Below are 20,970 nucleotides of genomic sequence, written 5' to 3'. Positions count from 1 at the left end.
TAGAAAATGTTTAGGATTTAAAACACCAAATGAAGTCTATAATGAATTAGGTGGTGCACTTCCAATTAGAATCTAGGCACTATAAATTTTGAGTTGGCAGTTCAAAAAATTAACATGACACCCACTTCAAATATGTAATTAGTAGTTAAATTAAGAATTAAAATGACACCCATCTTAAATTCTTCACAAGAATATAATTTATTTAAGATGACACCCATTTTAATTATTTCAAAAAATCGACTTAATTAAATGCCTAATTTAAAAACACGTAAGCTCAAGGCATATTAAAAGGCATATACTGCGGTTATTTTAAAAATGTGCTGCTATTTATGTAGTTAACTAAATTTAGGGCACGCTGAAACCAGCATTTAGGCTGTTTTTTAAATGAAAGAAGGGTTTTTTAGGCTAGTAGCTTTTCGCAATTACTAAAATTAACTCGTCGCTTTTTATTTAAATGCTCGCAGTAACTTACATGTGATTGCGGCTTACCTACAGCGCCATGAAATACGCGTGTAAAATCAGTAGTGAGTTTTAACCAATTCTCTGGCGATATGTTTACTCTTTCTAATAAAGGGAGCTGTGTGTTTTCAATAAAACCTGGTTTGTTATCGCGAATAATGCGCCCTGTGAGCTCAACTAATTCGAGGTAATATTTAAGCTCGAACGGTAAACCTTTTGGCATAAATTTACGGGACTTACCTGCAAATTTTAAAAGTTGTTTGGGTTGCTTTGCATTTTTAGCGCCCTGAATACGCTTTTGCACGCTGGTGAAGTTTGAGCACTCGGGGGTTTTAGCTACTTTTGCTCTTATTGGGTTTAAATCAACGTAAGCCATGCAAGCTGCAAGGGCTGCTTCATCGAGAAGAGCTTGTGATTTAAATCGCCCTTCCCAAAATCGGCCAGTGCATTTATCTTCTTTATTTGCTTTACGAGCAATGTGTTCGTTTAAAACGCGCATAAACCAGCTAATGCTAGATAACCTTTCTCTGTATTGAATAATAGTTTGGCTTAAAAAGTATCGCTCTGTATTGCTAAGCGCCTCACCTTGTAAAAATTTTTGTGTAAGGGGTGTGCCTTTACAAAGCTTATGCCAACGCAGCACTATGGCTTTGTCATTTAATCTATTTGCTTTTTTATCATCAACATAAAGCACAATATGGGTGTGATTGCTCATAACTGCGTAAGCACATATATCAATACAAAATATTTTAGCGAGGCTAAATAGCTTTTGTTCTACCCAGCCCCTTCGATGTTCGTAGGATTTACCCGTTAATGAATCCTCGCCGCATAGATAGGCATGGCGTACACAGCGCGAAATACAGTGATAATATTTTGTATCTGCCAAACTGATTTGGCGTTTTCTTGCAATAGCCATGTAGCACCTAGCTTTTGATGAACCAATTAAAAAAGTAGATGCTTATTGCGTAAAGTGCAAAAATAAAGGTGGGTGTCATTGTAAAAAGTAAAATTTCACTCGGGATTTTTTTCATATTTAGTTAAGCTTTAGCTTAGTTAAACATAATCATTAGCCTTAATTTAGGAGTTTACGTGTTAGAAGCGCTATTTGTATATGGCACCTTGTGCCCAGGGCATCCGAACGAACATATTCTTGCCAATATTGGCGGTACGTTTGAGCAAGGCAGTGTAGTTGGCAATTTAATTAACGAGGGCTGGGGCGCCAAAATGGGCTTTCCTGCACTGGTATTAGACGAAACAGGCCAAGAGATAAATGGCTATGTGTTTAGCTAAACTAATTTAAAAGATCATTGGCATGTGCTCGATGAATTTGAAGGCGATGCGTACTCACGCATTTTAACGCAAATAAAATTGTTAAACGGCGAATACGTTCAGGCAAATGTATATGCTCTTAACGTTAAGTAATCTATATAGCAGCGCTTTTTAAGCTAAAGCGCTGCTAGAATTTTTTAATTAACTGCAAAATCGCGAGTTTCTAAATAGCTTGGTACGCTTTTAAAACAGGCCTTTAGCTTACTTGCAAGCGTTGTGGTTACTGGCGCATCACATTTTAACTTGCCATTATATTTTCCGTTAGTTAGTGCTACTAAACTGAGTGAGTCATAACTTGGTTTACTTTGTATTTTATGAATTACCAACCCCTGCTCTGCTGAAACCTTTATTAAATCAAACTCTTCTTTTTCAGGCTGTGTTATAGCGATCTTTTTTACATATAACGGATTTTTAAAGGTCAGCTTTGTCGAAAACAAAGCCGTACCTCCGCGCTCAAAATGGCCATTAAACACAGTGGTATTTAATGTGGGTGTCAGCTTATTTATTAATAAATTTAAATCAAATTTGGTTGGTAAAATGGTGATCTGAGTTTGTTTTGTTAGTGACTCGTTCAGTGCTTTTTTGATTATTTTAAGATGGGTGTCATTGGTAGTTACTTCGTACACTATTTGGTAGTTGTGTGGGGGGGCGTATAAAGGCATGTGGCTGGCAAGTATTTTATCGCCGGCTAATATAAGCGCCATGCCATGAAAGCCCATATAGCTGTGGGCTTTATGTGTGTTGTGTGCCTTGTGCTGAGGGTCGCTTGCTAGTGCTGCGCTTGAAAATAAAATAAAAAGTAGCAGTATGTATTTCATGTTAATGCTCAAAAATAAATATAGCGTCACTATAAGCTGTTTTATATGTATAAATAATCGATAATAAGTTGTTAGTTGTTTCCTTTTAATCAACAGGGTTTGGCGCTATGCATTTAGATGACATTGAAAAAGTAATCCATATGGCGGGTTCGCAAAACCTGCACACAACCGCTAAGCATTTTAATATTACCCCAGGGGCGCTGTCTAAAACGCTAAAAAAGGTTGAGGCAAACTTAGCCACAGAGCTGTTTAATCGTGTGGGCAAAACCTTAGTACTTAATGATAAAGGCAAAGAGTTTGTTAAGCACAGTAGTGATTTAGTACATAATTACCAGCAGCTTATTAGCCGTTTTAAAAGCGATAATCATAAATTTAATGCAGTTATTGCAGGCCCTGCCATTTTACTTAAAAGTGGCCTTAAAAAGCTGCTTACACCCCTTAGTAACCTGCCCTGCTCGGTACGTATTAATAATGTGTTTGAAGGTGAAGCCATAAGCCAAGTTGCATCAGGCGCTGCGCATATTGCGCTAGTAACTCGCGAGGCATTAAATAACAGCTCACATACTAATTTAGTGGCGGTTGATGTATTTAATACTGGGTTTAGTGTGGCTGCGCATGCTTCGCATCAGCTAGTACAAACTGGCTCTTTAACGCTTAATAAAAACCAATTACTAGAGCTTGCTTTTGCATGCCCTTTGTTTTCACCACTGTGCGGCCTCGAGCAAGGTATAGGCTCCGACGGCTGGCAAGATGATATTGCACCGCGTAATATTGTATTTAGATGTAGCGATTACAGTGCATTAATAGAGGTGGTTCAAAGTGGCTTGGCGTTGGCGTATTTACCTAACTTTGTGATTGACGATTTAGGGCTTACAAAATTAACTGTAAAGGGGGTTAACAGTCACTACAGTGAAAGCATTGTAATGATATACAAACCTTCAAAGGCCGATGGTTGGCTTAATAAACTTATGCACACTTTATAAATGGGCTTAAAAATATAAAGCGCCTTAACCACTACATTAAGACGCTTTAGGATGAAAACTTTAATTTGCTAGCTATTAAAAATTATACGCTAACGACATTTTAAATTGAGTTGGCGCACCTGGGTAAACCCATAAAGCGTTGTAGCTGCTTTCGGCGTAATCTTCATCAAAAATGTTATTAACACTTATATTAAGCTCGGTTTGCTCGGTTAAGTTAACGTTGCCAAACACGCCTACTAATTGGTAGCTCGGTAACCTAAAGCTTAAATCGGCGGCATCACCTAAACGGCTGCTGGTGTATTGGTAATTTGCACCAAACTCAAGCTCTTTGCCCATTAATGCTGTTTGGTGGCTAAGCGTAAGGTTTAAGTTATTTTTTGGTACATTTACCAGCGGGCTGCCTTTTTCAATAGGCACGCCCCAATCGGCATTAATAATGTCGTTTGCTGTGGTGGCATCTATATAGGCGTACGATAAGTTAAACGCCGTTGCATCAGTAATATAGGTATTTAAATCAAGCTCAAACCCTTTACTATCGGCTTTACCAATAGGCGCTGAAAATCCAACGTTTACAGGGTCTGCCACTAACATATTACTTTTAGACGCATCAAAAAATGCCACAGTACCGTTTATGCCTAAGTATTCAAACTTAGTGCCAACCTCAAACGAGTCACTGTATTCAAAGCCAAACGGGTCGCCGCTTGCATCTGTGCCGCTCAGTGGTAAAAAGCCTTCTGAGTAACTGCTGTAAAAAGTGATTGCGTTATTTAGCTCGTACACTACGCCAACACGAGGGCTTACTTGGCTTTCAGAGCTGGTTGAAAACACGCCGCTGTTGGTTTCTAAAATGTCTTGGTCAACGCTGTCAAACCTTAGGCCCACTAATAGCTTAAATTTATCGGTAATATCCATTTGGTCTTGAACATAAATACCGTATGCTTTTTGCTCTTCGTCGTTTTCGTAAAGCAGGCTTACTGCTGGGCGTTCTACATCATAATTTGGCTCAAAAATATCAACGGTATAAGTGCCGTTACCGCCTCGATAGCGAGAAAGCGCAGTGCGTAAATCGTACTTGTATGCATCGGCACCTATTAATAAATGATGCGTAATACCGGCTGTGTCTACACTGCCGCTTAGCTCAAACTTTACACTTAAATCTTCTACTTCGTAGTCGCGATAGCGCTGCTGGCGAGTAAGTGTGCGGCCATCATCAAATAGCGATTGGCGCGATGGCGAAAGCTCAGCATCTGACGAAAACCCCGTTAACGTAGAGCTGCGGTAGTTTGCACCGGCCACTAACGACCATTCATCGTTAATATCGTGATTTACAGTAATTTGGTGCCCGCGCGAATACACCTGCGTGTCGCCATCGTTTGGGTTACCTAAATAGCGCGAGCTTGGTACGGTGTCAAAATCGTTATCAAGTACGACAACACCACGGTCAAATAACTGCGCTAAATCTACGTATTCAAACTCATAAGTCACACTGGTTGATGCGTTTATTTGATGATAAATAGACGGCGTAATTACCTTTTTATTGGTGTACACCTCATCGCGGTAGCTGTCGCTATCTTGCCATGCGCCATTTATTCTAAACGCGGTGGTGTCGTTAATGCCGTTTGTGTAATCGCCTTCAACGCGATTAAAACTGTCGCTGCCTAAACTCAGTTTTAGCTCACCTTGCGGCTCAAACTGTGGCTTTTTAGTCACAATATTTACAGTACCGCCAGGCTCTGAGCGCCCATAAAGTGCTGAGCCTGGGCCTTTTAGTACTTCAATGTAATCAATGTTAGATACATCACGCGGGCCGCTAAAACCACGCCCACCGCTAAAGCCATTAATTAAATAGCCCGATGGCATGTTTTCGTTACCCGAAAGGCCCCGAATAGAAAAGCTATCCCATAGTGCGCCACTGTTATTTTTGCGCGAAATACTTGCCGAAAAATCGAGTGCGTCTTGTAATTTAGTAATGCCTTTTTGATCAAGCGCAGCACTGCTAACACTTACAATAGATTGCGGCATTTGCTTTTGAGGGATGTCGCCACGGTATGCTTGTTTATAAGTAACCGATATTTTTTCAATTTCGTCGTTTTGCTCTTGCGCCACTGTTTGCGCACTTATGCCTAAGCAGGCTAAATAAACTAAAGAATACTTCATGATAATAGGGAAATCGAAGGTGTTATATTATAACAACAAGTTTAACATGTGTTACTTTATAACAAAACAACTTTTTAAAAAATCACAGAGCGATTAATTAATGCACTAGCGACTGCCCTGTCATCACGTTAGTATGGAGATCTCTTTAGGTTACATAACGATAATTACATGAGTATAAAAACAAACGCGTTAATCTATTTTTTAGCCTTTTGCAGTGGCTTTTGCATTATGGGTATTGAGCTATTAGGCGGGCGTATTTTAGCGCCTTTTTTTGGCAGTAGTGTACACATTTGGGGCAGCATAATTACCGTATTTATGCTTAGCCTTTCTTTTGGGTATTTACTCGGCGGTAAGCTAAGTACTAAAAATGCATCGCTTACAAAATATGGCTTAATATTTTTAACTGCCAGTATTATGGTGGTGCCTATTGCGCTTTTTTCGCAGCCAATAATGGAATTTATTTTTACCCACATTGAAGATACACGCTACGGCTCGTTACTTGCCTCTACGGCTTTGTTTTTTATTCCTACCGTTATTTTAGGCATGATCTCGCCTTACTCGGTGCGTTTATTAGTCACCGACAGCCATAAAAGTGGCCAAGTTGCGGGTATTTTATATTTTGTAAGCACGTTGGGCAGCGCCTTAGGGACTATTATTACCTCGTTTTACTTTGTACTGGCGTTTGATGTAAACACCATTATAAGTGCCTTTGCTTTAACCTTGGGCCTGTTAGGCGTGCTGGCAATTACTGTTAATAGCCTTGCTGGTAATAAGGAGCTTGCCCATGCGTAACTGTTTATTATTTTTAGCGGTACTGTTTTCGGTTGCGGCGCACAGTAATATAGTGCACGAGGAGCGTTCTTTATATCGCAATATTATTGTTGATGAAACACATGACCTACGCTGCTTAAAATTTAATACAAAAAGTAGCCAAACCAGCCAAAGTTGTATGTACAAAAACAACCCCGACAAACTGGTTTTTAATTATACAAAACTTACGTTTGCCAGCCTTTTAGTAACCGACAACCCTAAAAATGTGCTTATTATTGGCCTAGGTGGCGGTACGCTTTCTAATGTCATTCATGCGCTTTACCCTGCAGCTAAAATTCATAATGTTGAAATAGATCCCGCCGTTTTAAAAGTAGCCCGTAACTATTTTAACTTTATAGAAAACGATACGGTCACCTCAAGCGTGCAAGACGGGCGTATATTTATAAAGCGCGCAGCCATTAAAAAGCAAAAGTACGATTGGATTATTCTTGATGCGTTTAACGGCGATTATATTCCTGAGCACTTACTCACCAAAGAGTTTTTTGAAGAGGTAAAAAGCGTATTGGCCGAGGGCGGTGTAATTGCCGCTAATACGTTTTCGAGCAGTAAATTATACGAACATGAGTCGGCAACTTACCACGCCGTGTTTGGCGATTTTATTAACGTAAGCCGTGCTAATCGCTCTAACCGTATTATTTTAGCGGGTGTAAACTCTATGCCCACTGAGGCGCAAATTAATCAGCGTATTAAAGCACTTAACCCGCGTTTAAAAAAATACGATGTAGATTTAAAAGCAATTAGTACCTATATGCAAAGTACCAAAAACAAGCAAGATTGGCCTGCCAATACAAAAGTGCTTACCGATCAGTACTCCCCTGCTAACCTCCTTAATTTTTAAATCCACAAATTTATTTAGCCCCAGTATTGGGGCTTTTTTATTTGCAACACCCCTCAACATTTACTTAGCACGCTAACTAATGCTAAAATACTTAGCATGCTAACTAATTTGAGGTGGTTATGACTACTCAAAAACCTTTTCACGAAACGCTCGATTTAACCATTATTGGTAACATGGGGCGGGTTCATAGGCTGTGCCGCGAGGCCATCACTTTAGCTGTAGAACCTTTAGGGCTTACGCAATCGCGCTGGACGGCGCTAACCCATATAAATATGTTGGGCGAGGGCATAACGCAGCTTGAGCTTGCGCAGAGTTTAGGAATAGAAATGCCCTCGCTTACTCGCACATTAAAGCAATTAGAAGAGCAGCTATTAATTACCCGTAAAGTTGATGAGCACGATAAACGCAGTAAAAAAATTTACTTTACCGACCAAGGTGGGGCAATTTTACAGTCGCTAAACGAAAAACTCATTGATATTAAAAGCCAGCTATACAGCGGGCTAAGCACACAGCAACTCGATGCGCTTGCATATGGCATCGTCAATATGGAAAAAAACGCACTAAACTGTATTAAAAATCAAAGTAAAGAGTAAGAGAGACAATGACACCAGATCAAAAATTTACTCGTTATGTCAGGCTTTCGTTAGCGGGTTTTGTTGTTATATTTATTTACTATTTAATTGCCGACATGTTTATGCCGGTAACGCCGCAAGCGCGGGTTTATCATCCTGTGGTGCAAATTGCCCCGCAAATAAGTGGCCGTGTTACTAAGGTATTGGTTAATAATAATCAAACCGTAAAGGCTGGCGATGTATTGTTTGAAATAGACTCAGGCCCTTATAAATTAGCGCTAGAGCAGGCACAGCTTGCCCTTGATGACGCCAAATTACAAAACAAACGTTTAGACACCAATGTAAAAGCACTGGAGGCGCAAATTTCGGCGGCCAAGGCAAAGCTGCACGAACAGCAATTACTAAATAACCGTGGCGAAGCATTATTTAAGCAGCGCTCTATTTCAGAGCAAGAGCTTGAAAGCATTAAAGCTAACTTTCAAGCAAGTAAATCAAATGTCGCCTCATTAGAAGCGCAATTGGCAGAAGCCATACTTGCCCGTGGCGAAAGCGGCGCGCAAAACTTAGCGCTTCGCCATGCTGCAAACCAATTAGCACAAGCCGAGCTTAACTTATCGTACACCCAAGTACGTGCGCTAAGCGCTGGTGTGGTTTCTAACTTACAACTACTTGATGGCGCATATGCGGTAGCGGGTAGCCCGCTTTTAGCTATTGTGGCTAATAAGGCCGACCTTGTTGCCGATTTTAGAGAAAAATCATTACTAAATATGAAACCAGGTAGTTTGGCGCAAGTGGTATTTGATAGCCGCCCAGGTGAGGTTTACAACGCGCATATAAGCACGTTTGAGGCAGGCGTAAGCGATGGCCAACTCAGTGCAAATGGCTCGCTTAGTAGTACCGAAACCAGTAATCGTTGGGTGCGCGATGCTCAGCGCCAGCGTATTCATTTAGTGATGCCAGATAACGCTAAATTAATTGCTAATATGCCAAGTGGTGCGCGTGCCACTGTGCAACTATTGCCAGAGTCAACAATTGGGCAATGGTTAGCGTCGGCTCAAATTAGGTTTATTAGCTGGCTACACTACATTTATTAATGGAGGCCGTATGACTCAAGCTGTTAGCCAAGCACCGCAATTAGACTCAAACGGTTTACGCCAAGCGTTGCGCATAGCCGGTGGTTGCACTATAGGGTTTACTATTAGTAAATTAATGAACTGGCCATACGGTATATTTTTTACTGTTTACCCCATGTTGCTACTTGGTTTAGTGCCGGTGTTAAATAAAAGCATTGTGCGCCAGTTTTTAGCCAGTGCCGCCATTAGTATTCCAATGGTTTTAATTATGCAGGGCTTGTTTTCGCACCTTCCGGTACTGATGACCATTATCGTATTTTTAGCGTTTTGCTTTTTGTTTTATCAAATGAGCTCAGGTGCGGCTTTTTTATTTGGCGCACTAGGCGTGGTTGGGTTGTCGATTCAGCTGCACTTTTCAAGCTATGTAACCGGTACAAGTAGTGTATACCCGCTTATTTTAAGTAATGGTTTGGCTACTGTTCTCTCTATTGTTATAGCGTTTGTTATGCATGGTGTTTTTCCTGATGTAACCGCGCGTGCCGTGAGAGCGGTACCCGCTAAAGCCAAAGAAAGCATTCGCCATGAGGTATTATTATGCGCAACGGTTGCTACGCTTTCGTTTGTGGCGTTTCAAGTCCTCGATTTACAAGATTCAATATCGGCGCAAGCCTCATCGGTATTAATTTTGTTTTCGCTGTGCTGGAAAGCCGCAGGTATGGCCGGTTGGCAGCGCGCTATTGGTACATTAATTGGCTGTAATGCCGCATTGTTGGCGCAAGTGTTATTGTATAATCACTCTGACTTTTTATTGTTTCCGGTGCTTATACTGTGGACGTTATCGTTTGTATTTAGCCGTTTTCATATTATTGGTGGCGGCGCACCAGGCATAGGATTTGGTGTGTTAACCACGTTTGGTATTTTGTTTGGCAACTCTCTAGGCCCTGGGCAAGACCTTGTTTATAGCGCCATGTATCGCTTTAGCTCTGTTGCGGTGGCTATTGTGGCTAGTTTATCTGCGGTGTATGTAATGCACCATATATTAAATCGCTTTAGTGCCACCCGCCATCATACCTACGAATAACCCACTCACGCCTACGCTTAACTATTAGCTGTAGGCGTAAATTAAGCATACTTTACTGTAAAGCCTTATAAACTTAGTGAGTTATAACTTAATGTTACCGCGCAGGGCTTTGGTTTGCCCATGTTTGGTTTTTTTATCCATGCGCTTGCGCTGCGAGTTACGGCTTGGCTTGGTTGCGCGGCGGGCTTTGTTTACCTTAGTTGCACTTAAAATTAAATCTTTTAAACGTTTTAGTGCATCTTCTCGGTTAAGCTCTTGGGTGCGAAAGCTTTGGGCTTTAATTACCACCACGCCCTCTTTGGTGATCCGAGAGTCGTTTAGCTTTAATAGACGTTCTTTGTAAAAATCGGGTAACTTTGAGCGGTTAATATCAAAGCGTAAATGAATGGCGCTGGCTACTTTGTTAACGTTTTGGCCACCGGCACCTTGCGAACGTATAGCAGTGAGCTCTAGTTCCCATTCATCTATAGTGACAGTATTTGAAATAGTTAACATTACGTTCAGCTCTTATCGACAAAAATGCAGTATAACATTTGTAACTATATTTGTGCTGAATCAGCTTAAGTTATAGAACTTTAAAGCATTTATACTACTTTATAGCCTAATTACACCTAATACTTTAGTTATGTATTGGCAAGCGCTTACATTTAGTTTTTAATGGCTTTAATTAAATAATAGGAAACGCCCAATGAAAAAAATAATTTTATCACTTAGCTTATTAGCAATGAGTTTTTCAAGCCTTGCAGAAGATATTAGCGAAGGCCAATTACAAAGCTACATGAAAGCACTGCCGGCTGTTTCTAGCTGGGCTAGCAGCCAAGATTCGTTAAAAAACCTAGATTTAGCAAGCATGCTAGGTGGCTCTGCTGATCAAAATGTTGAAGAGCAAAGCTCTCTTGCTAATAGCGCATTAAGCATGATTAAAGAGCAAGGCTTATATAAAAGCTTTGCCGATATTACTAACCGTTACGGTTTTTCGCCGGAAGAGTTAGTATCTGTTGGCTCAGAAGTATCTATGGCTTACATCGAAAACCTTAAATCGGGTCTTTCAGCTGAAAACCAAGAAACAGCAAATAAAGTAATGGGTGGCCTGCAAAGCCTTAAAAGTGCTAAAAGCAGTGACGCTAGCTCGTTAATGGGCTCGTTTGGTAAGGCTTCAAGCGCGGCTGAAGAATCTACAGACCCACTAGTAAGCGAAAACAACCTTGAGCTTGTGAGCGAGTACATGCCACAGCTGCAAAAGATCTTTGCTCTACTATAATTTTACAAATAACCTAAACCTAGGTTAAGTAAAAACGTATATAAAAGGTGGCATTTGCCACCTTTTTTAATGCCTAAAATTTAAAAACCTTACGACATTTTACGAATTGTACTTAGTGGTGCTATTCGTAAAATCCAATGCAGGAATGCCCACGGCCAGCTTGGCACAAAGCTGTTGGCTTTTTCTTTATTTATTGCTTTTACCAGTGCTTTGCAGCCAGTTTCGGTATCAACAATAAACGGCACTGTTTTTACTTTTTCGTTTATTTCGCTTCTTATAAAACCTGGGTGTACGCAGCTTACTTTTATAGGCATGTGCATTACATCTATGCGTATGCCTTCACTTAATGAGGTAATAGCCGCTTTAGTGGCGGCGTAAACGGTCATGGCGCGCCTAAAACCACGTACAGCACTAATAGATGAAATAGTCACTAAATGACCATGGTTTTGCGCTCTAAAAATTTCCATTGCGGCCTCAGCCTGCGCAAGTGCGGCCACAAAGTTAGTTTGTGCGGTTTGTTTGTTGGCATTAAAATAACCTGTACCAATAGAAGCCCCTTTGCCCATACCAGCGTTTATAATCACTCTATCAAGGCCGTTAAGCTCATCTTTAAAGGCGTTAAATACGCTAAATACTTGCTCGTGGTCGTTAACATCAAGCACTTTTATACTAATGGTTATATTTGGGTTTATTTGTTCAAGCTCACTTTTTAGCTGCTCTAATAGCTCAAAGCGCCGAGCACATAAAGCAAGGTTACAACCTTGTTTTGCAAACTCTTTTGCCATGCCTTTGCCTAAGCCTGAACTTGCACCTGTTATTAGTATGTTTTTGCGCATAATTAGATCCTTAGGTGTATGTAATTAATTTTTGTTGTGGGTGGCACTCTAAAAAGTGATGCTCGTTTAAACTACTTATCGTTAATTTTTGATTTTTTCCTTTGCCGCGCGCCACTACTTTGGTTACGCCTGCGTTTACTAAGCTCCAATTAATATCAATAAAGCGCTCGAGCTTTAGCCCCATTAAATGGCTGGTTATAATGCTAATAGGCCCGCCAGAGGTATAAATAAGTACCTTTTTACCGTGGTTTTCATTGGCTATTTGTTCAAGCGCGCCAAGTACACGCGCAGTAAATGCATTAAAGCTTTCGTTATATTGAGTGCTGTCGGGATTGAGTACCCATTGCTGTATGGCGCTAATAAATACCGTTTTAAAGTATTCCATAGGCTCGGCTTGCTTGCTAAGTGCCGCGCGAACTTGGCTTGGGGTGGCAAGCTGTGGGTTATAAACCGCTAAAATATGTTCGTGATCGTACTCGTTTAATCGCGCATCGTTTATTACCACTGGCGTATTATTAGCACTTGCTAAACTCAGCTCTGCGGTTTGATTATGGCGCAGCATACTGCCTGCAAATACAGCATCGGGCGTAAGCTGCTTTTGTGCTAAATATTCACCCAGTAGTGTGGCTTGCTGTTGCCCTTTTGTTGAGAGCGTATCGTAATTATCAGCCGAAAAACTGGCCTGCCCGTGGCGTACTAAATATAAAATACACATTAGACTTTACCTTGGTTGTTAATGGCTTTTTTACAGCGCCATAAAAGGTAATGTACAAACACCCAAAAGTGTTTAAAGGCGGGGTTTTTAGTTTGCCCATGGTGATAGCGGTAATAAATTTGCTGCACAATGCCGGCAAGTCTAAATAGCCCGTACACTTCGTAAAAGGTAAAGTCATCTACGGTTATATTCATTTTTTTACAGTAGTAGGCCACCACTTCTTTGCGCGTTAGCATGCCCTCTAAGTGAGTGGGTTGACGGCGCGTGGCTTGGGCTAAAAAGTCATCTCCTGGCTCTACCCAGTAAGCCAATGTATTGCCCAAATCCATAAGTGGGTCGCCAAGTGTGGCAAGTTCCCAATCTAAAATACCCAGTACGTTGGTGTAGTCGTTTGCATCAAGCACAACGTTATCAAACCTAAAATCGTTATGTGTTATGCAAATACGCTCGTTACTTGGCATGTTGTTTTCAAGCCACTTAATGACTTTTTTACCGCTGGGTACATTCCAGGTTTTGGCTTTAGTAAAGCGCTCGCTCCAGCCGCTAATTTGACGCTGGGTGTAGCCTTCGCCTTTGCCTAAATGGCTTAAATTGGCCTGTTTGTAATCTACTTTGTGTAACTCTACTAGGCAGTCGAGTACGTTTTCGCACAGCTTTTTGGTGCGCTCGGGCGTGGGGGTTAATCCGCGTGGTAAATTTTTACGCGGAATTATCCCCGTAAGCTTTTCCATAACGTAAAAGTCGGTGCCGAGTATGTTTTCATCGTCGCAAAACGCCTCCATATTTGGCACATAGCTGTAAACTGGTTTTAGCGCTTGCTGCAGCTTATATTCACGGGCCATATCGTGTGCGCCTTTGGCTTTGGTGCCTTTGGGCGCACGGCGTAATATAAGCGATTGCTCTGGGTACTCTAGGCAGTAGGTCCAGTTTGATGCCCCCCCTGCGTATTGAGTAACACTTGGCTCGCCAGTTAACTGTGTAAGGTGCTGTTTAAGCCAGGCATCTACTTTTTGTGTGTCGAGCTCTTCGCCTTGGCGTACGTTTTTGGCTTGATCTAATAATTGTGTGTTCATTGCTAGCCTTTATTATTTTGATTTTAAACGTTGCATAGAGCGTGTTTTTTTCAACATGTTTTTAATGTACCACTCAACGGGGAGTAGTTTTTTCATTAAAAAGGCCTGTTTACCTAATTTATGGGTCAAAATTAAAAATGGACGCTTAAGCGACTGCTGATAAATAATATCGGCAACTTGCTCTGCGTTTATGGGGGAGCGCTCAAAGGCACGGTTAAGCATGGTTTTCATGGCCGGCTCGCTGGTGCGCATGGATTCATCAAGATTGGTTTTAAAAAAGCTCGGGCACACAACACTTACATCTATATTATCGTGGGCGAGTTCGAGCTTTAGGGTTTCGCTAAAGCCTATAACCGCCGCTTTTACGGCGTTATAACTGCTCATAAACGGAATAGGGGTAAGCCCTGCTTGTGAGGCTATATTAATAAAGTAGCCACCGCCTTGTTGCACAAAGGCGGGGTAAAACGTTTGGCACACCCGCACCATAGAGAGCAAATTAATATCCATAATCCACTGCCATTGCTCAAGCGATTCGCCCTCAAGCGAGCCGCCCGTGGCAACGCCTGCATTATTTATAACAATATCTACGCCCTGCCACTTGGTTTGGATAATATCGTAAAGCCCCTTTACATCTGCTTGCTTGGTTACATCACAGGCGTAAAAAAAGGCATCGCTTTTTAGTGCTTGCAGCTCACTAATGGTTGTGGCTGCACGCTCGGCGTTTATATCGGCAATACAAATTTGTAAGTTAGCGCCCAAATTACTTGCGTAACTCAGGGCTAACGCTTTACCTAGCCCTGTGGCTCCACCTGTTATTATTAGTCGTGTTTTCATGGTGTTGCCTTAGCGATATTTGTTAAGTTCAAGGCGCGAAACCATGCCCATATGTACTTCGTCTGGGCCATCTGCAAGGCGTAAAATACGCCCCATTGCATTAAACGAGGCAATAGGAAAGTCGCTCGACACCCCAGCGCCACCAAACACTTGTATTGCCATATCTGAGACCATTTGCAGCATATTAGGCACTACTACTTTTATGCTCGATATTTCGGTCATGGCGTGTTTAACGCCTTTGGTGTCTATTTTCCATGCCGCGTGCAGGGTTAATAAACGGGCTTGATCTATTGCCATACGCGCTTGCGCTACGCGTTCCAAATTACCGCCTAATTTAAGTAAGGGTTTACCAAAAGCGCTGCGCGACAGCCCGCGTTTAATCATGAGCTCTAAACAGCGCTCTGCTGCGCCAATTGCGCGCATACAATGATGAATTCGCCCAGGCCCCAGGCGCCCTTGTGCAATGGCAAAGCCTTTGCCTAACCCTAAAATAAGATTTTGTTTTGGTACGCGTACGTTATTAAATTCCATTTCGCCGTGGCCGTAGGGGGCATCAAAATCGCCACAGGCACTTAGCATACGCTTAATGTTTACACCGGGTGTGTTTAGCGGCACAAGTACCATTGAATGCTGGCTGTGTTTATCGTTTTCGGGGTTAGAAAGCCCCATAAAAATAGCCACCTGGGCATTAGGATGACCGAGGCCGGTGGTCCACCATTTTTTGCCATTTAAAATAAGCTCGTCGCCATCAACATCTATGGTTGCTTGCATGTTTGTCGCATCTGATGAAGCGACATCGGGCTCGGTCATGGCAAATACTGAGCGAATATCGCCATTTAATAATGGGGTTAACCACTGCTGTTTTTGCTCATCATTTGCAAAATGATAAAGCACTTCCATATTGCCGGTGTCGGGGGCATTACAATTAAATATTTCTGATGCAAATAAACATTTACCCATTTGCTCTGCAATAGGGGCGTACTCTAAGCAGGTTAAGCCTTGTGCTAGTTCTGCATCGGGTAAAAATAAGTTCCACAGGCCAGCGGCTTTTGCTTTCGCTTTTAATGGCTCAATGTGCTCACTTAGTTGCCAAGTGGTCCAATTGTTTGAATTATTTTTAGCATGGTTATGCGCAACTACTGCTTGCTCAATAGGCAATACGTGTTCATCCATAAAGGCGGTTACACGCTTTAGGTAGTCTTGGCTTTTTTGGCTTGGCTCAAAGTTCATTAGGGTTGCCTGTTTATTTTTTAGTTAACCCAGCATAAAACATTCGCCCCAATGAATTAAATGAAATATATTACCAGTTAAGTGTGAATTACATTCATAGTGTGAGCGGGTAATAATGATTGAAGCTAAAAATATTCAACAGTTGGATTTAAATTTACTTAAAATATTTGAATGCCTATACCGTGAAAAAAACATGAGCGAAACCGCAAAGGTGCTATACATAACGCCCTCAGCAGTCAGCCATGCTATAAAACGTTTGCGCAGTGTATTAAACGATCCGTTATTTGAGCGCCAAGGGCAATTAATGCTCCCCACCCCTGCGTGCCAACGTATGGCACCTGAGCTAATAGATTTACTCGAAAAATTACGCCAAGTGCTACAAGCCTGCGGTGACTTTAATTTAGCGACCACTGCACAAACCTTTAAAATAGCCCTGCACGATGCAATAGAGCCTATTGTTTTGCCTAAATTGCAACTTGCACTGGCAAAACATGCTCCCAATTCAAGCTTAGCGAGCGTAAAATTAAGCCGTGAAGATATGCATAAGCAATTAGCTAATCATCAAATAGATATGGCAATTGATGTAGCACGGCCAATAAAAGCGCCCATTAGCCACGCTGTTCTCTCAAGTGATCACTTTTGTGTACTCATGAAAAAAAACCACCCGCTTAAAAACCAACTCAATATAGACAATTATTTAGCGGCTACGCATGTTGCGGTATCTAATCGAGCAACCGGCACTGTTATTGAAGATATTGCGTTATTGCAATTGAGTTTTAATAGGCAGGTGGCTATACGTTGTCAAAATTATTTTGCCGCGAAAGAGGTAATAAAAGACGCGCCATTTTTACTTACTTTACCTTCAATGGTTGCCAGTCAATTGCTAGACGACACGCTAATAGCACGCCCCGTGCCCACTACTATGCCTGCTATTTATCAGCATTTATACTGGCATCAAAGTACAGATAAAGACGACGCTTTAATATGGTTACGCGGGCAAGTACAGCCTATTTTTAAACGTTAATAGCTATAAAAAAAGCGCCAAACTTAGTGAACTAAATTTGACGCTTCGCGTTGTTTTTTTAAGCGTTTACAAAGCGTTTGTTTTTAAACTTAAGCCCAGCAATTAATAATAGCGGCCCAATAAACATGGCAAGGCCATATACACCGCCCGTTACTGCGTATTCGGGCTTATTTAAAAAGCTTATAGCAATTAAAATAGCCAACGATGCGTTTTGAATACCCACCTCAATCCCAAGTGTAAGCGAATCGGTCAGGTTAAGATTTGAAAGCTTAGCTATGAGCAAGCCAATGACCATTGAGCCAATATTTAATGCAAGGCAGGCCCAAAATACAGCATCAAACGAGCTTATGAGTAAGGCGCGTTCTTTTATTACTAACGCGGCTATCATGGCGAGCATAAAAAATAACGAAAAACGCCTAAAAAACGGCTCGCTTTTAATCGCAAATTCGCTTTTAAAATGGCGCAGGCTTATACCTATGGCAACAGGCACTAAGGTAATGACAAACAGCCCAAGAGATGTAGTTAATATAGAAAAGTTAGCATCGTCTTGCGGCGCAAATTGGTGCATGGCAAAGCCAATAATAAACGGGGTGGTAATAATGCTAATAGCAGTTGAGGCAGCGGTTAAGCTTACCGAAAGCGCTAAATTAGCCTTTGCCAGCTGGCTCACTACGTTTGACATAGTACCACCTGGGCACGCGGCTAAAATCATTAACCCTATTGCTATAGGCGTGGGTAAATTAAGTAAATAACACAAACCTAAAGCCAGTAGCGGCATGGCAATAATTTGGCCTAGTAAGCCCATAGCAATTGCTAAGGGCTTTTTAAAAAGCCGCGTAAAGTCGCCAACTGTAAGCCCAAGCCCCATGCCAAACATAATAAGGGCAAGGGCGAGTGGGAGTATGATTTCTGTTAAAAATGATGCGTTCAAATCAGGCGGCCTCTGTTGTTTTTAATGCCAGCACTTCGTAGTTAAATGAGTACGGGGTTAGCAGCGTTTTTATCTGTTGTTGCAGCGCGTTTAACTCATCTTCATTAACTAAAATTGTGGCTTTTATGCCTAACTTTTTATCAGCAAACACATTTATTTGCACGGTTTTGTTGATTAATTGCTCGCTAAGAGCCTCTGTAATGGTTTGTTTTATTTCTAGGCAAACCAATTCGGGCTTATAAATTTTACCTACGGCAGTAAGCGGTATTTCATCAATTATATAAATAGCTTTTGGTATTGCTGCCCGCTCAGGTATGTTGGCGCTAACATACGCGGTGAGTTCATCAAGCTTAAGCGTGCTATTTGGGCTTAGCGTTACGTAAAGTACCGGCACTTCTCCTGCGTAGCTGTCGGGGCGTGGCACGGCGGCTGCAAGTGTTACATCGGGGTGGCTGGTTGCGGCATCTTCTATCATTTTGGGGTCTATATTGTGCCCGCCACGTATTATTAGCTCTTTTTGCCTACCACATAAAGATACATACCCGCTCTCATCTATTTTTCCTAGATCGCCGGTTCTAAAATACTGTTGGCCGTTTTCATCAACTACCCATGCGCCTTGGTTATGCGCATCTTCTACGTAACCCGGAAATACGTTATTACCGGTTATTATTATTTCGCCAACATCGAGTGTATCGCACATTTTAACAAGCGTGCCTTGCTCGTTTATATCGGCAATTTTAAGTGTAATACCAGGTATTGGTAGCCCTACAGAAGCCTCTTTATTAATTGGGTTTACAGGCATTAACGTACTTACTGAGCTGCCTTCAGTTGAGCCATAACCCTCTACCAGTGGGGTGTTTGTGAGTTTAGTAAACAGGGCTTGTAAATCTGATGAAAGCGGCGCGGCCCCACAAATGGCAAACTTCATTTTAAGCGGTGGCACCGATATTTTTTGCGAGGTAATTTGCTCAACCATAGCAGCGTAAACCGTAGGTACGGCGGTCATAACGGCTACATCGTAATTATTAATTAGGGTGAGTAAGTTTGGAATGATGTTTTTACCTCTAAAGCCAGAAGGGCTTGCGAGTAAAATTTTACAGCCTTTCATAACTGAGGCTATGCCTGTTGCCACTGCCGCATTTACATGAAATATGGGCAAACCTACTAGCATGGTATCGCCTGCGTTTACTGGCGAAAGTAAATTAACCTGCCCTGCATTGGTAAGCTGGTTTAAGTGCAAGTGCTTGGCAAGTTTTGGTAGGCCGGTTGTGCCACCCGTATGAAAATACGCGCACACATCGCTTTGCTCAGGCAAAATAAAATTAGCTGCTTGCGTATTTTGCGCCGCGAGTACTTTTTTAAACCCATACACGGGTACTTTATTATTTTGCGAGCACGCTATGTCGTCACCAAATAAGCTAATGACCGCTTTTAGGCCGGGTATATGCTCTTTAATTGCCATTACTTTTTGCCAAATATCGCTACCAGGGACAGGGCCTAGGGCAATGATTACTTTGGTATTGGCTGAGATCATAATTTCTTTCATTATGGACTCATCAAGCAAGGGGTTTATAGGGTTTGCAATGCCAGCGGCCTCTGCTGCCCAAAGCGATACATAGGTTTCAGGGAAGTTAGGTAATACCAGCGAGGTTACATCGGTTTTAGTAATACCCAACGAGTGCAATGCATTGCCAAGCCTTGTTACGTTTTTTGCGAGCGCTTTGTAACTCATTTTACGGTGCGGGTTAGCAAAGCTTTTGCCTTTAAAGGTCATTAAAATGCGGTGAATAAGCTTTTTTGCAAACGGAATTTGCGCTTCGCTAATGCAGTCGCCATCTAAAATGTATTCAATAGCGGTTGCATCACCAAAGTTTTTTGCCGATTGTAAAATGGCATGATAAGTAGAGCGAGGAAGTTGCTCTGGTGATATTTCAGCAAGGTTTAAATTGCCAACATCGGCGTGGTTTTTAATTGTTGTTATATTCATAAAACCCTCAACGTATCTTTATAATGTGTGTGTTTGCGTGTGAGTGTATAGTATTTAAACGCGGCCTTGGGTGTGTGGGCCATTACCGCGCAAATTTTAGTCTATCAAAATTAAGCTATTGCCAGTGTTTTAATCTAAAAAGCTGTTATCTTTTGCGGCAACAACCTGATACATGGGCTGAAAGTTCCCCCATGTAACTAGCTCTGAGCCATTGGCTTGTTTAGTGTGTAGCGCAACATCGTGAGAAATAAGCTTGGGCTCGCCTGCGGCTTGCGCTAATAATTGGCTTTGGCAGCAGCTATCTAGCAATACAAAATTGGCAACTGCGGCATCAACCGACGAACCAACGGTAAGTAAACCATGGTTTTGCAAAATAACAGCGCAGTGATCAGCCAGTGACTTAGCTATCATATCGCCCTCTTCGCTGTCGGCTACTACGCCGCTAAATACATCAAATACGCTATGGTTTTCGTAAAATACGCAGGCATCTTGCGAAATAGGTTTAAGTAACTCTCCTAATGCCGAAAACGCACGGCCATAACGTGTATGGGCATGGGCTACTGCGTTTACGTCGGGTCGCGCCATGTGTATGCGTGAATGGATAGCAAACGCGGCGTTATTAATCGGTGTGCTGCCTTCAATAATATTACCTTTATGATCAACCCGAATAAGATCTGACGCTTTAATATGCGAAAAATGCATACCCACAGGGTTTACCCAAAAGGTATCGGGCTCTATGCAGTCGCGAAGTGTTATGTGCCCGGCAAGCCCTTCATCAAAACCGTACATGGCAAATACTCTAAACCCAGCGGCTAGGCGTTGTTTTTCGTAGCTGCGTTGCTCCTCTAGGGTGTTAAATTTAGGCGGCATGATAAGTTTAAATTTGTCGCTACCTATGGTCATTTTTGCGGCTTGCTGCTCTAGTGTATTGCTCATAA

At 41.9% G+C, this 20,970-nt stretch carries 21 protein-coding genes; 9 read left to right on the top strand and 12 right to left on the bottom strand.

The window, feature by feature from the left end; all coding sequences use genetic code 11:
* Positions 1-400: 400 nt before the first annotated feature.
* Complete coding sequence (locus MSC25_RS18620; RefSeq protein WP_248444268.1) at positions 401-1,375, bottom strand: transposase; 975 nt, start codon at positions 1,373-1,375, stop codon at positions 401-403.
* Between the two features lie 173 nt (positions 1,376-1,548).
* On the opposite strand from MSC25_RS18620, the gene MSC25_RS18615 reads away from it, so the two are divergent.
* Positions 1,549-1,749 carry a gamma-glutamylcyclotransferase gene (locus MSC25_RS18615; protein WP_248444266.1) on the top strand — a complete coding sequence of 67 codons (201 nt, stop codon included), beginning with the start codon at positions 1,549-1,551 and terminating at the stop codon, positions 1,747-1,749.
* A 176-nt stretch (positions 1,750-1,925) separates the two neighbouring features.
* Here MSC25_RS18615 and MSC25_RS18610 read toward each other — a convergent pair whose 3' ends face one another.
* The gene (locus tag MSC25_RS18610; protein ID WP_248444259.1) at positions 1,926-2,606 is read right to left on the bottom strand and encodes a hypothetical protein; all 681 of its coding nucleotides are present in this window, start codon (positions 2,604-2,606) and stop codon (positions 1,926-1,928) included.
* Between the two features lie 107 nt (positions 2,607-2,713).
* Between MSC25_RS18610 and MSC25_RS18605 the strand changes: the two genes are divergently transcribed.
* The gene (locus tag MSC25_RS18605; protein ID WP_248444258.1) at positions 2,714-3,589 is read left to right on the top strand and encodes a LysR family transcriptional regulator; all 876 of its coding nucleotides are present in this window, start codon (positions 2,714-2,716) and stop codon (positions 3,587-3,589) included.
* Positions 3,590-3,664: 75 nt separating this feature from the next.
* Here the strand turns inward: MSC25_RS18605 and MSC25_RS18600 are convergent, their stop codons facing one another.
* Positions 3,665-5,746: a TonB-dependent siderophore receptor gene (locus MSC25_RS18600; RefSeq protein WP_248444257.1), complete on the bottom strand. Its 2,082-nt coding sequence runs from the start codon at positions 5,744-5,746 to the stop codon at positions 3,665-3,667.
* 168 nt (positions 5,747-5,914) lie between these two features.
* Here MSC25_RS18600 and MSC25_RS18595 point away from each other — a divergent pair, with 168 nt between their 5' ends.
* From MSC25_RS18595 to MSC25_RS18575, 5 genes are all read left to right on the top strand, one after another.
* On the top strand, positions 5,915-6,538 hold the full coding sequence (locus tag MSC25_RS18595; protein WP_004586267.1) for a fused MFS/spermidine synthase: 624 nt from the start codon (positions 5,915-5,917) through the stop codon (positions 6,536-6,538).
* The gene (locus MSC25_RS18590) at positions 6,531-7,415 is read left to right on the top strand and encodes a fused MFS/spermidine synthase (RefSeq protein WP_248444256.1); all 885 of its coding nucleotides are present in this window, start codon (positions 6,531-6,533) and stop codon (positions 7,413-7,415) included. Before MSC25_RS18595 ends, MSC25_RS18590 begins: the two co-directional genes overlap by 8 nt.
* Before the next feature lie 119 nt (positions 7,416-7,534).
* Positions 7,535-8,008: a MarR family transcriptional regulator gene (locus tag MSC25_RS18585; RefSeq protein ID WP_248444255.1), complete on the top strand. Its 474-nt coding sequence runs from the start codon at positions 7,535-7,537 to the stop codon at positions 8,006-8,008.
* Positions 8,009-8,016: 8 nt separating this feature from the next.
* Positions 8,017-9,081 carry an HlyD family secretion protein gene (locus MSC25_RS18580; protein WP_248444254.1) on the top strand — a complete coding sequence of 355 codons (1,065 nt, stop codon included), beginning with the start codon at positions 8,017-8,019 and terminating at the stop codon, positions 9,079-9,081.
* Between the two features lie 10 nt (positions 9,082-9,091).
* Entirely contained in the window at positions 9,092-10,141 is a 1,050-nt protein-coding gene (locus MSC25_RS18575) for a DUF2955 domain-containing protein (RefSeq protein ID WP_004586263.1), read from the top strand.
* Positions 10,142-10,222: 81 nt separating this feature from the next.
* Here MSC25_RS18575 and arfB read toward each other — a convergent pair whose 3' ends face one another.
* Positions 10,223-10,636, bottom strand: coding sequence for an alternative ribosome rescue aminoacyl-tRNA hydrolase ArfB (arfB, locus tag MSC25_RS18570; RefSeq protein ID WP_024033019.1), 414 nt, complete (start codon positions 10,634-10,636; stop codon positions 10,223-10,225).
* A 193-nt stretch (positions 10,637-10,829) separates the two neighbouring features.
* On the opposite strand from arfB, the gene MSC25_RS18565 reads away from it, so the two are divergent.
* Entirely contained in the window at positions 10,830-11,402 is a 573-nt protein-coding gene (locus MSC25_RS18565; protein WP_004586261.1) for a hypothetical protein, read from the top strand.
* An 89-nt stretch (positions 11,403-11,491) separates the two neighbouring features.
* On the opposite strand, the gene MSC25_RS18560 is transcribed toward MSC25_RS18565, so the two are convergent.
* The 5 genes from MSC25_RS18560 to MSC25_RS18540 are packed head-to-tail and all read right to left on the bottom strand — an operon-like array spanning position 11,492 to position 16,090.
* On the bottom strand, positions 11,492-12,238 hold the full coding sequence (locus tag MSC25_RS18560) for an SDR family oxidoreductase (protein WP_248444253.1): 747 nt from the start codon (positions 12,236-12,238) through the stop codon (positions 11,492-11,494).
* Between the two features lie 10 nt (positions 12,239-12,248).
* Positions 12,249-12,953 (bottom strand): histidine phosphatase family protein, encoded by a 705-nt coding sequence (locus MSC25_RS18555; RefSeq protein WP_024033017.1) that lies wholly within the window; start codon positions 12,951-12,953, stop codon positions 12,249-12,251.
* Positions 12,953-14,026: a phosphotransferase family protein gene (locus MSC25_RS18550; RefSeq protein WP_138579637.1), complete on the bottom strand. Its 1,074-nt coding sequence runs from the start codon at positions 14,024-14,026 to the stop codon at positions 12,953-12,955. Before MSC25_RS18550 ends, MSC25_RS18555 begins: the two co-directional genes overlap by 1 nt.
* A 12-nt stretch (positions 14,027-14,038) precedes the next feature.
* Positions 14,039-14,860: an SDR family oxidoreductase gene (locus MSC25_RS18545; RefSeq protein WP_248444252.1), complete on the bottom strand. Its 822-nt coding sequence runs from the start codon at positions 14,858-14,860 to the stop codon at positions 14,039-14,041.
* Positions 14,861-14,869: 9 nt separating this feature from the next.
* The gene (locus MSC25_RS18540) at positions 14,870-16,090 is read right to left on the bottom strand and encodes an acyl-CoA dehydrogenase family protein (protein ID WP_248444250.1); all 1,221 of its coding nucleotides are present in this window, start codon (positions 16,088-16,090) and stop codon (positions 14,870-14,872) included.
* A gap of 115 nt (positions 16,091-16,205) precedes the next feature.
* Between MSC25_RS18540 and MSC25_RS18535 the strand changes: the two genes are divergently transcribed.
* A complete protein-coding gene (locus MSC25_RS18535; RefSeq protein WP_248444248.1) occupies positions 16,206-17,114 on the top strand; it encodes a LysR family transcriptional regulator in 909 nt (302 codons plus the stop codon).
* 58 nt (positions 17,115-17,172) lie between these two features.
* Here MSC25_RS18535 and MSC25_RS18530 read toward each other — a convergent pair whose 3' ends face one another.
* From MSC25_RS18530 to MSC25_RS18520, 3 genes are all read right to left on the bottom strand, one after another.
* Complete coding sequence (locus tag MSC25_RS18530) at positions 17,173-18,045, bottom strand: bile acid:sodium symporter family protein (RefSeq protein ID WP_248444246.1); 873 nt, start codon at positions 18,043-18,045, stop codon at positions 17,173-17,175.
* Position 18,046: 1 nt separating this feature from the next.
* Positions 18,047-20,032, bottom strand: a complete 1,986-nt coding sequence (locus MSC25_RS18525; RefSeq protein WP_248444244.1) for an AMP-binding protein — start codon at positions 20,030-20,032, stop codon at positions 18,047-18,049.
* Positions 20,033-20,161: 129 nt separating this feature from the next.
* A complete protein-coding gene (locus MSC25_RS18520) occupies positions 20,162-20,968 on the bottom strand; it encodes a class II aldolase/adducin family protein (RefSeq protein WP_055254313.1) in 807 nt (268 codons plus the stop codon).
* Between the last annotated feature and the right edge of the window lie 2 nt (positions 20,969-20,970).

Source organism: Pseudoalteromonas sp. 1CM17D, from assembly GCF_023161805.1.
GTDB lineage: Bacteria > Pseudomonadota > Gammaproteobacteria > Enterobacterales > Alteromonadaceae > Pseudoalteromonas > Pseudoalteromonas atlantica.
Note: the sequence above shows the minus strand (reverse complement) of the source record. Positions and strands in the feature narration are given on the sequence as shown.